Annotated in this window: 9 protein-coding genes; 3 read left to right on the top strand and 6 right to left on the bottom strand. The window is 59.8% G+C overall.

Annotated features, from left to right (window positions below; genetic code table 11):
* Positions 1 to 36: 36 nt before the first annotated feature.
* Positions 37 to 501, bottom strand: coding sequence for an Hsp20 family protein (locus ACZ51H_RS05150; RefSeq protein ID WP_196226014.1), 465 nt, complete (start codon positions 499 to 501; stop codon positions 37 to 39).
* 459 nt (positions 502 to 960) lie between these two features.
* Between ACZ51H_RS05150 and ACZ51H_RS05145 the strand changes: the two genes are divergently transcribed.
* Both ACZ51H_RS05145 and ACZ51H_RS05140 read left to right on the top strand, forming a co-directional pair.
* Positions 961 to 2,211 carry a lipoprotein-releasing ABC transporter permease subunit gene (locus tag ACZ51H_RS05145; RefSeq protein ID WP_449472472.1) on the top strand — a complete coding sequence of 417 codons (1,251 nt, stop codon included), beginning with the start codon at positions 961 to 963 and terminating at the stop codon, positions 2,209 to 2,211.
* The gene (locus tag ACZ51H_RS05140) at positions 2,204 to 2,893 is read left to right on the top strand and encodes an ABC transporter ATP-binding protein (RefSeq protein WP_464794868.1); all 690 of its coding nucleotides are present in this window, start codon (positions 2,204 to 2,206) and stop codon (positions 2,891 to 2,893) included. The genes ACZ51H_RS05145 and ACZ51H_RS05140 overlap by 8 nt, the downstream gene beginning before the upstream one ends.
* Here the strand turns inward: ACZ51H_RS05140 and ACZ51H_RS05135 are convergent.
* A complete protein-coding gene (locus ACZ51H_RS05135; protein ID WP_464802651.1) occupies positions 2,879 to 4,687 on the bottom strand; it encodes a diguanylate cyclase in 1,809 nt (602 codons plus the stop codon). The genes ACZ51H_RS05140 and ACZ51H_RS05135 overlap by 15 nt on opposite strands.
* A 169-nt stretch (positions 4,688 to 4,856) precedes the next feature.
* Here ACZ51H_RS05135 and dnaE point away from each other — a divergent pair, with 169 nt between their 5' ends.
* Positions 4,857 to 8,399, top strand: coding sequence for a DNA polymerase III subunit alpha (dnaE, locus tag ACZ51H_RS05130; protein WP_464802650.1), 3,543 nt, complete (start codon positions 4,857 to 4,859; stop codon positions 8,397 to 8,399).
* Here the strand turns inward: dnaE and ACZ51H_RS05125 are convergent, their stop codons facing one another.
* The 4 genes from ACZ51H_RS05125 to ACZ51H_RS05110 are packed head-to-tail and all read right to left on the bottom strand — an operon-like array spanning position 8,400 to position 12,534.
* The gene (locus tag ACZ51H_RS05125) at positions 8,400 to 9,467 is read right to left on the bottom strand and encodes a PA0069 family radical SAM protein (protein WP_464772375.1); all 1,068 of its coding nucleotides are present in this window, start codon (positions 9,465 to 9,467) and stop codon (positions 8,400 to 8,402) included.
* 45 nt (positions 9,468 to 9,512) lie between these two features.
* The gene (gene moaB / locus ACZ51H_RS05120; RefSeq protein ID WP_464772374.1) at positions 9,513 to 10,040 is read right to left on the bottom strand and encodes a molybdenum cofactor biosynthesis protein B; all 528 of its coding nucleotides are present in this window, start codon (positions 10,038 to 10,040) and stop codon (positions 9,513 to 9,515) included.
* Positions 10,040 to 11,827 (bottom strand): lytic transglycosylase domain-containing protein, encoded by a 1,788-nt coding sequence (locus ACZ51H_RS05115; RefSeq protein ID WP_464802649.1) that lies wholly within the window; start codon positions 11,825 to 11,827, stop codon positions 10,040 to 10,042. Before ACZ51H_RS05115 ends, moaB begins: the two co-directional genes overlap by 1 nt.
* Complete coding sequence (locus ACZ51H_RS05110) at positions 11,824 to 12,534, bottom strand: uracil-DNA glycosylase family protein (RefSeq protein WP_464802648.1); 711 nt, start codon at positions 12,532 to 12,534, stop codon at positions 11,824 to 11,826. The genes ACZ51H_RS05115 and ACZ51H_RS05110 overlap by 4 nt, the downstream gene beginning before the upstream one ends.
* Between the last annotated feature and the right edge of the window lie 13 nt (positions 12,535 to 12,547).

Below are 12,547 nucleotides of genomic sequence, written 5' to 3'. Positions count from 1 at the left end.
GGCGCGACCTTCAGGCCGCGCCCCATGAACATCCGATCAGGCTGCGTCGCGATCCTTGTTGATATCGACCAGCTGCCCGCCATTCACAGCGATCTTCTTTGGCTTCATCGCTTCAGGAATTTCGCGGACGAGTTCGATCGTCAGCAGGCCGTCCGCAAGATCGGCCTTTTCCACCCGCACGAAGTCGGCCAGCTCGAAACGCCGCTCGAAACTGCGATTGGCGATGCCGACATGTAGGAATTTGGAGCGATCAGAGTTCGGGCTATCTTCCTTGCGTCCGACAACCTGCAACAGATTTTGTTGAGCAGTGATGTCGATTTCGTCAGGCCGAAAGCCCGCCACCGCAAGCGTAACCCGATATCGGTCCTCGGAAAGGCGCTCGATATTGAAAGGGGGATAGTTGTCGCCTTGCTGCAGGCGGGCATTGTTTTCGATCAGATCGAAAAGTCGGTCAAAACCCACAGTGGAGCGGCGATAGGGGGTAAGGTCAAAACCACGCATGTCATAATCTCCATCAGAGCAAAATGATCATACCGGACCCATGTCGGCGTCCGGCGATACGATGCGCGACCCCATCAGGCGGCCGTGCGCCGTTGATATGGTTGAATGAAATCGGGTTTCAAGAGGCCTGTTTCGGCCGGAATCAAAAGTGCCCGGATCGTGTTTCCACGATCCGGGCACTAATGGACGATTGCTCGTCTCCCCCTTGGTCTGCCTCAACCACTTCTCAGCCCCCTAAGCTTGAAGCGGGAAGCAGTATCCCTGAACCACGGCCATTAACCTGTGCTTCGATGACTTTGCTATGGCTCCGAAGGCCCGCTGTCACGGGCTATTTCCGTACGGGAAGATTTTAGCTTCACGCCTGTGGCTGAGGTGCAACAATCTGCGATGCTTGCCGTTAGTTGAGACCCTGCTAGACGGGCAGTAATTAACATCACGCAAAGGGCCGTTCGCGCCACCATGATCTTGTCACGCTACGAACGTATGATTGCCAAACGCTATCTGCTGCCTGGGAAGGGGGAAGGATTCATTTTCCTCGTCGCCGGAATAAGCCTCGCCGCCGTGATGTTGGGGGTGGCCGCGCTCATCATCGTGATGAGTGTGATGAACGGGTTCCGCGCTGAGTTGTTCGACAAAATTGTGGGACTGAATGGCCATGCGGTGGTGCAGGGCTATGGTGGACGGTTGCCCGATTGGCGATCCATATTGAAAGAAGCAAAGGCGACGCCCGGCGTCACCAGCGCAACGCCGCTTATCGAACAGCCGCTGCTCGGCAGCTTTCAGGGACGGGTCGAAGCGGTCCTCGTCCGGGGCATGACCGTCAAGGACATCCGGAACAATGCTACACTGAAGGCGAAGGTGCTGGCAGGGAGCATGGATAACCTCACCGCCAACGCAGGCAAGGTTGGCATAGGATCGCGACTGGCTGAAAATCTGGGCCTTCAGCTTGGCGACAGCATCACCATAATCAATCCCGCAGGGCGATCGACGCCATTCGGCACCGTGCCGCGCCAGATTTCCTATCAGGTGGCGGCGATCTTTGAGGTAGGTGTCTACGATTACGATAAGGCGTTCGTCGTGATGCCTGTAGAAGATGCGCAGACCCTATTGTTGCTCGGCGACGTGGTCGGGATGATCGAGATCGAGACTGTGGACGCTGACCGGGTGGGAACGATCTTGGAACCGCTGGCTGGAAAGGTTGCCGGTCGCGCTGTCGTGACCGATTGGCGCCAGATGAACGCGTCCCTTTTTGAAGCGCTGGCCGTTGAACGGGTCGCGATGTTCGTGGTGCTTTCGATCATCGTGCTGGTCGCGGTTTTCAACATCCTTTCCTCGCTGATCATGCTGGTGCGAGCGAAAACACGTGACATCGCGATCTTGCGAACGATGGGCGCAAGCCGGGTTGGGCTCGTCAAGATATTCATGACCGTGGGCGTGACCATCGGATCGCTCGGCATGGTGGCCGGGATGGTGCTGGGCTTCACCTTCCTGTTTTTCCGGCAGAGTGTGGTGAATGCGATCCAGTTCCTGACCGGGCAGAATTTGTGGGATCCCTCGATCCGTTTTCTGACCGAACTGCCGGCCAAGCCAGACCCTATCGAAATCACGATCATCTGCCTGATGGCGTTGATTTTCAGTTTCCTTGCTACGCTCTATCCAGCCTTCAAGGCTGCCAATACCGATCCCGTTCAGGTGCTGCGCTATGAATGACATATTGAAGGTTGCGGGCCTGAAGCGCAGCTTCACTCAAGGAGGTGTCACGATCGAGGTCCTGCGCGGCGTCGACCTGACCGTCGGAGAGGGAGAGATCGTGGCGCTGCTCGGGCCGTCAGGGTCCGGCAAATCGACCCTGTTGCAGGCGGTTGGTCTGTTGGAAGGGGGATTCGACGGGTCTATCCGCATCGATGGTGAGGAAGCTGCGCGCCTCGATAATGACGGGCGGACGCGCTTGCGCAGGGATGCGTTGGGCTTCGTATATCAATTCCACCATCTGCTGCCGGATTTCAACGCGGCCGAAAATGTCATCCTCCCCCAGGTTATCCGCGACAAGGAGTTCCATGCGGCACGTGCACGTGCTGAGTCGCTCCTTACATCCTTGGGCCTTGGTCATCGTCTGGATCATCGGCCGAGCCAACTCTCCGGCGGCGAGCAGCAACGCGTGGCGGTGGCTCGGGCACTCGCAAACCGGCCTGCCTTGATCCTGGCCGATGAACCCACGGGGAATCTGGATGAACGGACAGCCGATATCGTGCTGGCCGAATTTCTCCGCCTTGTGCGGGAGGAAGGCTCAGCCGCTCTGGTCGCGACCCATAATGAAAGGCTCGCGGAGAAGATGGATCGCGTCGTCCGCCTTCATGAAGGGTTGCTGGAAGAAGCTTCAGGCCTGAACTGAGGCATCTTCACGGACAGTGGCTACCACGATCTGGTCTCGTCCTTGCGCCTTTGCGCGAAGGAGCGCGGCGTCGGCGGTTTGGACGAGTTGTCCGGGTTTGCCATGATCGGGATAGGCGGCGAGCCCGAATGAAGCCGTGATAGGGCCAAGCTCTTGATGGCCATGCTGCACGCGCAGATTCTGAATCCTCGCTTGGACATGCCGCGCACGATCGATCGCCTGATCCAGCGAAAATCCGGGCATCAACAGCACGAACTCTTCACCACCCAAGCGGAAGGCGACACCGTCTTCACGGAGCGAGTCATCGAGCACACCGCCCACGGCCCGCAGCACCGCATCTCCGGCATCATGGCCATGTGCGTCGTTGAAGCGTTTGAAATGATCGATGTCGATCATGAGGCACGCCAGAGGAGAGCGATCGCGCGTGCTGACCGCCACCGCGTCTTCAAGTGCGGTGTCGAACCGCCTCCTGTTGGCGAGGCCGGTCAACGCATCGACCATCGCCATTTCTCGCAGCGCATCGCGGAGGCGGAGGTTTGCCAGCGCCAGCCCGATATTTTCGGCCAGCATCTCCAGATATTTCTCGGTCCTCTCGATCTGATCGGCTGCGAGGCTGCTGGGCTCTTCGAAATAAAGGAGACCAATGGTCTCACCTTGCGCAGCCAGCGGGATGCAGATGGTCGAAGCCGAACATTGCCCGCCCAGATGTTCGCAAGGAATGTCGATTATGTTCCCCGAAGGCCGGTGCGTCTGGCCGCGACGCAATCCCCAGCAGCTTGAAGGGGGAAACTCCTCGTTTGACCATAGTGGCGACAACCAGTCGCAGGCTTGGCGCATCGCATTCCGGCGTGCGTCGTGGATGTACAGCCTGCCCGCGAAACCAGGTGCGATTTCCGGAGCGAACCGTCGCACGACGTCGATGAGATCGGAGCTGTTGTCACAACCCTGAAGGCGCTGTGTCATGCGGGAAAGAAGGTCCTGCATGATCCGGTCAGCGTCGCGTTCTTTCTCCAAACGTTGCCGCTCTAGGCCATTTTCGCGGAAGATCCGGATCGCCTGGGCCATATCTCCGATTTCGTCGACATGCGAAAATTCCGGCGGGATTGCTGCAAAATCCTGCGCGGCCAAGCGGGTAACTACATCGCTCAGGCGAACGACGGGGTGCAGGATGCGCTGTTTGAGAATGAAATAAAGAACACAGAGAAAAAGGAGCGCCGTGGCGCCGAGCATGATTTCGGACATGCTCCGCCATTGCCGCGCAGTCGTTGTGGCACGGGCGATCATCGCTTCGGTACGTTGATCCAGCATGTACTGGAACTTGCCGATCTGGGCGCCGATGCGGTCGAGTTCGCGGCCATATTCATCGCCGAACAATATTGTCCGGGCAGTGTCGCGGTTGCCGGCCTCGACGGCGCGTAAGGCCGCTTCCTGCTCATCGGTGAGAGCGTCGGTCCAATGTAGGGCGTCGCGAAGAGCACGAAGTTCGGCCTCCGTCGCACCCGCATCACGCAACCTGTCGATACGCTGTTCGACCGAGCGCAGTGCAGCTTTCTCGCGCCGGTATGCAATGACGTGAGTGGGATCTCCGGTAATCGAGAATGCCCGCGCCTGCTCCGTCTGGCGGTAGCTGTCTTCGAGCAACGCGGCCGTGAGCTGATCAAAGAGCGCGCGTTGTTCGACTGCGGTGCGTTCCGCCTTTTCAGCGCCTGATGCCATGAGCATCGTCGTGCCGGAAGCGAGCGTCAGGAGTACGGTGGCGCCATAAGCCCAGTTGGTGATCGTGGATAAACGCATATGCGTGCAATTATGTGTGAGAAGTTGGAGAATGCTTAATCATGGGGCAAACGGCCCGGAGATTGCGCCACATCGGCGTAGCTTGCGAGCCGACGGACGCCGCCGTTTATCCACAGCATTTCTCAAGAAGGACTGGCGCCTGAGGTGGTAGCGGCGCTATCAATGCAGAATGCCTCATGCCGGTTTTGTACCCCTTCGCATTTTTTCCTCTTTCACCATGCTGGAAGGCGCGATCGAGCCCAAGAAAATCGCGAAGCAGGCGCGAACGCTCGGCTTTCCGGCAGCAGCGATCACTGATCGCAATGGCCTATATGGGTCGATGGCTTTTTCCGATGCCTGCAAGGGCGAGGGTGTGCAGCCGATAATCGGAGCCATGCTGGGCATATTGCGGCCCGGGCGCCCTGCCAATGCCGCTGCCGTGCATGATTGGCTGGCGCTTTATGCCCAGGATGAAGCGGGATACGATAATCTTTGCGCGCTGGTTTCGATGGCTCACCTCGATCGTCCGGTCGAAGAAGTTCCCCACGTTACCCTGGATGCGCTGGTTGGCAGGACGGAGGGGCTTATCGCTCTGACCGCTGGGGCGGAGGGAGCGCTTGCTCGATTGTTCGCGGAGGACCAGCCCGACGCCGCGTTTGCCTATGCTGACCGGCTTCAGGCCCTCTTTCCGGATCGGCTGTATGTCGAAATTTGCCGGAGGCTTGATCCCGTCGAAGGGAGGGCGGAAGCTGAATTGCTCGAACTTGCCTATTCGCGTGATCTGCCGCTGATCGCTACCAATCCGACCTGCTTTGCTGAGCCTCACTTTCACGAGGCGCATGATGTGATGCTCTGCATCGCCGACGGGGCCTATGTTGAAACTCCCGACCGGCGGACGAGTTCGCCTGACGCCTGGATGAAACCGGCCGCAGAGATGAAGCGGCTGTTTGAGGATTTGCCGGAGGCGCTAGCCAACACGCTTGTAGTCGCCCAACGCTGCGCGGTCGCTGCACCAAAACGCAAGCCTATCCTGCCGAGTCTCGCTGGCGACATCGAAGGCGAAGCGCAGATGTTGCGGGAGCAGGCAACGGCAGGACTGGAGTGGCGGCTGGAAAAGGCGGGGATTGAGGGAGATGAGGCCCGCCAGCCCTATTTCGACCGGCTGAAATTCGAAACCGACATCATCATTCAGATGGGTTTCCCCGGCTACTTCCTGATCGTTGCCGACTTCATCAAATGGGCGAAGGAGCAGGATATTCCCGTGGGTCCGGGGCGTGGATCGGGCGCGGGCTCGGTGGTCGCCTGGGCGCTCACCATTACCGATCTTGATCCCCTGCAACTGGGGTTGCTGTTCGAACGATTCCTCAACCCCGAACGCGTTTCCATGCCGGACTTCGACATCGATTTCTGCGAAACGCGACGCGGTGAAGTGATCCGCTATGTTCAGCAGAAATATGGCTCCGACCATGTGGCGCAGATCATCACCTTCGGTAAGTTGAAGGCGCGCGCGGTGCTGAAGGATACCGGACGCGTTCTGCAGATGAGCTATGGCCATGTCGATCGGCTCGCCAAGCTGGTGCCCAATCATCCGACTGATCCCTGGACGCTGGAACGGTCCTTGAACGGCGTGGCTGAGTTCAAGGCCGAATATGACAATGACAATCAGGTCAAAAGGCTGATCGACTATGCGATGAAGCTGGAGGGCTTTCCCCGGCATAGTTCGACCCATGCTGCAGGCGTCGTGATCGGCGATCGGCCCTTGTCACAGCTCGTGCCTCTCTATCGCGATCCGCGGTCGGACATGCCGGTGACCCAGTTCGACATGAAATATGTCGAAGGCGCGGGATTGGTAAAGTTCGACTTCCTGGGTCTCAAAACGCTGTCTGTTCTGCAAAAGGCGGTCCAGCTGCTGGCCGGGCGCGGCGTCGAGATCGATTTGAGCATCCTCAGTTGGGACGATCCGGCAGTCTATGACCTTCTTCAGCGGGGCGACACGGTCGGCGTGTTCCAGCTGGAATCGGAAGGCATGCGCAAGACGCTGGCCGCCGTTCGGCCCACTAATTTCGGCGACATCATTGCGCTCGTTTCGCTCTATCGGCCCGGTCCGATGGACAATATTCCTATGTTCGGGCGCCGTAAAAATGGCCAGGAAGATATTGAATATCCTCATATTCTCCTGAAGCCTATCCTCGAAGAGACATACGGCATCTTCGTTTATCAGGAACAGGTGATGCAGGCCGCCCAGATCTTGGCGGGCTATTCCCTGGGGGACGCTGACCTTCTTCGTCGCGCCATGGGCAAGAAGATCAAGGCGGAAATGGATGCTCAGCGCGCGCGGTTCGTGGAAGGTTGCGCCGGGAGCGAAATTCCGGCCGCCAAAGCCAATGAGCTGTTCGATTTGATCGACAAGTTCGCGGGCTATGGCTTCAACAAGTCCCATGCTGCCGCCTACGCGCTGCTTGCCTATCAGACGGCATGGTTGAAAGCGCATTATCCGGCGGAATTCTATGCCGCCTCGATGGCGTTCGATATCCATCTCACGGATAAGCTGACCATCTTTGTCGATGATATGCGACGCATGGGCCTCAGCTGCCTTGCGCCCGACATCAATCGCAGCCTCGCCGACTTCTCCGTTGAACCGATCCAGCATGAGGGTGAGGATGCGCGCCTTGGTTTTGCGGTGCGCTATGCCTTGGGGGGGCTAAAGGGCGTCGGCGAAAAGGCGATGGAGCAGCTGGTTGCCGAGCGGGATGCGGGTGGGTCGTTCAAGTCCCTCGATGACTTTGCAGACCGGATAGAGCCGCGATTATTGAACCGCCGCCAGCTTGAAAGTCTCGCAGCATCAGGCGCGTTCGACGAAATCCATCCCGACCGGGCTGGAGTGCATGCAGCGGCGGATACTATCCTGAGCGTTGCCGCCAGTGCTGCTGAAGCGCGCGAAAGCGGGCAGGGCGGCTTGTTTGGCGACGTTGAGACGCCGCATGCAGACGTCCGAATTCCGCCCCATCAGACCTGGTCTACTGCGGACAGGATGGCGCAGGAAAAGGAAGCCTTTGGCTTCTACTTCTCGGCGCACCCTGTTGATCGCTATCGCCATTTGGCTGAGGCGCGTGGCGCTAGGAGCTACGGAGCGATCTGCTCCGAGCAGGTGGCGGAGGGCGGGCGCGCCAATGCGGTCATGGCCGCGATGGTGGAAGAGGTGCGCTGGCGCGAAACGCGACGCGGTGCGCGATATGCGGCAGCGACCTTCTCCGACAGCAGCGGACAATTCCAGGCGAGTTGCTTCGATGAAGATGCATGCAAAGCTATCGAGGTTATGGCGCGGGACGGTGATTGCGCCCTGTTGATGGTAGAGCTGGATCGTATGCCGGGCGAGGAAACACCTCGCGTGACGATCAGAGGCGTGGAGCAGTTTAACCAACTCGCCAGCGCATCGCGGATGGAATTGGTCGTGGATGTGCAGGATGCATCAGCTGTCAACGCGTTGGCGGAACTGCTGCTACGCAACAGGGGCGGGCGCAGCGAAGTTTTCCTGCGTACCCCACTGGCGGGCGGAAAGGCTGCGCGGATGTTCGTTGGGGATGATTTCCTGATCGGGGCGGATCAGGTGGACGCGATCGCGCTCATTCCGGGCTTGTCCATCCAAAGATTCGAACGGATGGAGCCGAAAGCGGATGGGTATCGGGCACGGACACGGCGCTCTGGCTTCAGGCTGGTCGCGGCAACGGCCTGATCAAAAGAGTTGAAGCTGCGGACCTGCAGGCGGACGGAACAAGTCGGTCCTGAGCATCAGCCTCTCGCCTGAAAAGCCGACGCGTTTTCGCGCTTTGATGAAACGGGTGCGTATCAGGTCGGCCCAAACCCCCTGTCCTCGCATTCTGGTCCCGAAATCAGGATCATTGTCGCGGCCTCCCCTAATTTCACGAATGATTCCCATGACCTTCGCGGCTCGGTCTGGGTAATGTTCCTGAAGCCAGGCGCGGAATAGGGGCGCCACTTCGAAGGGGAGCCGCACCGGGATGAAGGTAGCGTCGCGAGCTCCGGCGGCGGCGATCGTCTCGACTATGGCCTCTATCTCATGGTCCGTGATGGCGGGGATTATGGGAGAGACGCTGGCGACGACCGGCACGCCTGCTTGCGCCAGCTGACGGATAGCCTCAACCCGCCGAAGTGGATGGGCCGCGCGAGGTTCCAGAGTACGCGCGACTTTTGGATCAAGGGTCGTTACGGAGATCATCACGGCGACGAGCCGGTCGCGCGCCATCTCCTTCAGAAGATCAAGGTCGCGAAGAACCCGGTCGGACTTTGTCGTGATGAAGACTGGGTGGCGGCATTCAGCCAATATCTCAATAGACTGCCGAGTGATCTTCCAATCCCGTTCGATCGGTTGATAGGGATCGGTGTTGGTCCCCATGGCGATAGGGGAGACGCTGTAGGAGGGCTTGGACAGTTCGGCGCGGAGCAGGGCGGGCGCATCCGGCTTGGCGAAGAGGCGCGTTTCGAAATCCAGGCCGGGTGACAGATCGTGATAGGCGTGGGTTGGCCGGGCGAAACAGTAAATGCATCCATGCTCGCAGCCTCGATAAGCGTTGATCGATTGGCTAAAGGAGAGATCAGGCGACTTGTTGCGGCTGATGATAGTCCGGGGATGTTCGACGGTGACCTGTGTGCGACGGCGCGGTACGGGGCCATCTATGGCATCAAGCGTATCGAGCCAGTCGCCGTCAGCGATCTGTTCCGCGATATTGAAGCGGTGACTAGCGACATTCAACGTCGCGCCTCGACCCTTTTCAGCGACCATGCTCCATTAGAACATAATAGGAACATTGTGGCAAGGGCCAGTGCGTCAGCGCTCCATCAAGCGGGGCATCAGTTCGACGAAATTGCAGGGGCGATAACGGCTGTCGAGTTGGGTGGAGAGAATGCCGTCCCAAGCATCCTTCACCGCGCCGGTAGAACCTGGCAGTGCGAAGATATAAGTCCCGCGCGAGACGCAGGCGGTGGCTCGCGACTGTATCGTCGAGGTTCCGATTGTCTGGTAGCTGAGCCAGCGGAACAGTTCGCCGAAGCCAGGTATTTCCTTGTCCTGGACCTGGGCGATCGCTTCCGGGGTCACATCGCGACCGGTGACGCCCGTGCCTCCCGTAGAGATGATGCAATCAATTTGTGGATCGTCAATCCAGCTGTGCAGGCGCGCAACGATGGCAGATCGATCGTCTTTTTCGATATAGCGCGCAGCCAATATGTGGCCCGCAGCCTTTATCCGCTCGACCAAGGTGTCGCCGGATCGATCGTCTGCAAGGCCTCTGCTGTCGGACACCGTCAGGACCGCAATTCGCACCGGCAGAAATGGCCGGTCCTCATCGATCGGCATTAGTCAGAGCCGCCCGCGATGCTGGGTGCGGACAGATTGCTGTTCTGGCTCAGCCTGACCATGCGCGTCCCCTTGGCGGTGGGGAAGGTGGGCCACATGCCCTGCGCCATGCCGGTGAGGCAATCAGCGCTGCCCTTCGCCTGGATTTGGTACATCCAGTAGTTGCGCATGACGATGTTCACATAAGCGCGGGTTTCATAATAGGGCAGCGACTCCATGAACAGGAGAGGGTCGCCATTGTCCTTGACCTCGCTGTTCCACCGTTCGACGGGCAGGGGGCCTGCATTATAGGCGGCCATGACCTTGGGCAGCAGCCCGCCGGTGGCGCTCATGTTGCGGAGATTTTCCAGGTAACGCTGGCCATATTCCATGTTGGTCGATGGCACGAAGAGTTGGGCAGGGGAGGAAAGGCCCATGTCGCTGCCGGTGCCAGGCAGGACCTGCATCAGGCCGCGGGCACCTGCACTGCTGACGACGTCGCTACGGAACCCTGATTCCTGAAGTGTGTGGGCATAGATCAATGCGGGATCGACGCGCCATCCCCCATCCGGACGCCAGTCGGGCGTCGGGAAGCGGGCGAAGCTGCCAGGCTGTTTACCCGCCGGACCATTGTGCGCGAGCCAAAGCTGGGTGGCGGGAAGGCTGAGAGCGTTGGCCAGTTTCAGCAGCGCGTCATATTGGGCCGCGCCGCCCAGCCGCGCCTGGTGGCGGATGAACTGGTCGGCTTTCGCGATCTGCCCGATGGACGCAAGAGCAATGGCCGCGCGGACATTCGGGCTGTCCTTGAGCTGTTGCCAATCGGCTGCGCCAAAGTGGGGCGCCATTTTGGCGCCGCCAACCGGTATGCCCAGCGTCTCGCGGGCAAGCAAGCCATAGAAGGTTTCATCGGATCGAGCTGCCGTCTTCAGAAGGCTTTCGACCTTTTCGGCCTGACCGCAGACCATATAGGCGCGGGAAGCCCAATAGGCGCCTGCTGCCCGCATGTCGGCATTTCCAGCGAGAGCCGCAACATTGGCGAACGCAGGCGCGGCTGTGGCACAGTCATGCTGGCGCCAAGATGCGAGACCCAGCGTCCAATGTGCTTGCACCGTCCAGTCGCTGCTCGAACGGGTTTCGAGCGCTCGGTTGGCCATGCGGCGTGCGTCGGTGTCGTTATTCTCGATATAATAGGACCAGGCGACACGCTGGCGCACCTCCGTCACACCTTCAGGAGTAAGGCCGATTTCCCCGGACGCCAGCAGCGTTTCCGCTCCGATAGGATCGTCATTCTTAATGAAAGGCGTGATCTGGCCAACCAGCGCCTGGGCCAGCAGGTCGGTCTTCGTCGTGGCGACATATTCGCGGCGGGGGGCCGATCCCAGCCATACCATCTTCTGGATTTGCGGGAGGGTAGGCAGGATCGTCGCGCCGCGCTTCTGCGCGAGCCGCGAAAGTTGATCCGCGTTGGGAAGCCAAGCTGCCTTGTTCACCAGGTCGAGCACATCGAACAGCTCGACGCGTGGAGAGTCCTTCGCCACATAGAGGTCGGAGAGGGCAACGAAACGCATCGGATCCTGCTGATCCAACGCCAGGATCATGGCTTTTGCGTCAGCCCAACTCTGACTCGTCAGTGCGGCGTATATGGCGGAGTAACGCCCCTTGTCGGCGTCATTGATGGACAAGGCGGAGTTGAAGTCGGACCTGAATGCTGCGGCCGACGGCGCGTTATCCGCTTTTGCGGGCATGGCCGCGGCGGCACTCATGGCGGCCAGAGCCAGACAGGACGATCGGGTGAGCGCGCGAATCACTGATGCATATCCTCGACCAGGCGTTGCAATGTTCGCCAACATTCCGCTTTCGCCGCGGGCTGCCCGAGCAGGAGCCGCGGGTGGAAAGTGGCTAAAGCAGGCACAATGCCGCCATCATGGTTAAAAAAGTGTAAACTTTCCATCCCCTGCTTGTCTTGTACGGGAAGGAATGTGCGGATCGTCCGGTCGCCCAGAAGCAGGAGCTTGCCGGGAGCGGCGAGGGAAACATGGGTGCGCATGCGATCGGCCGCAGCATTCAGATCCGCCGCCTCCACCATGCCGCCGGGTGGGCGCGCGCAAAAGAGGGAAGCGATGTAGACCGTCTCACGCGACAAGCCGATGGCAGAGAGCATGGCATCGAACAAGCGTCCGGCGCGATCGGCAAGCAATGTGCCTGCGTCCATGTCGGCCGGATCGGGCATGTCCGTGATCACCATCAGCGGAGATCCGGCTTGTCCCTGCGGCAATATGGGCGTTCCTGCCCAGCGGCGCTCGGGTTGTCCCGCATCCTCAGCGAGCCAGGCCGTGAAATCCTGAAGCGATCCGGGCTTCTTCACTGTGGCGGGAGAGGAGGGAGACGATGGCGGGGTGGCAGCTGGCGTTGGACGCAGCCAATTCACCGGCGTTTCCGTCGTCGCGCCATCAACGCCCGCCATGTCCCACCATGCCAGATAGGCGCTGGCAGCATCGGCCAAGTCTTCCGTCATTCCCCGCATCGTT

This window comes from Sphingobium sp. TomMM15, from assembly GCF_055397045.1.
This window is presented reverse-complemented; position numbering and strand designations above follow the sequence as displayed.

Bases quoted from the DNA above. Each gene is read 5' to 3' on its own strand.
- ACZ51H_RS05150 (WP_196226014.1), bottom strand. From the start codon at position 501: ATGCGTGGTTTTGACCTTACCCCCTATCGCCGCTCCACTGTGGGTTTT.
- ACZ51H_RS05145 (WP_449472472.1), top strand. From the start codon at position 961: ATGATCTTGTCACGCTACGAACGTATGATTGCCAAACGCTATCTGCTG.
- ACZ51H_RS05140 (WP_464794868.1), top strand. From the start codon at position 2,204: ATGAATGACATATTGAAGGTTGCGGGCCTGAAGCGCAGCTTCACTCAA.
- ACZ51H_RS05135 (WP_464802651.1), bottom strand. From the start codon at position 4,687: ATGCGTTTATCCACGATCACCAACTGGGCTTATGGCGCCACCGTACTC.
- dnaE (WP_464802650.1), top strand. From the start codon at position 4,857: ATGCCTCATGCCGGTTTTGTACCCCTTCGCATTTTTTCCTCTTTCACC.
- ACZ51H_RS05125 (WP_464772375.1), bottom strand. From the start codon at position 9,467: ATGGTCGCTGAAAAGGGTCGAGGCGCGACGTTGAATGTCGCTAGTCAC.
- moaB (WP_464772374.1), bottom strand. From the start codon at position 10,040: ATGCCGATCGATGAGGACCGGCCATTTCTGCCGGTGCGAATTGCGGTC.
- ACZ51H_RS05110 (WP_464802648.1), bottom strand. From the start codon at position 12,534: ATGACGGAAGACTTGGCCGATGCTGCCAGCGCCTATCTGGCATGGTGG.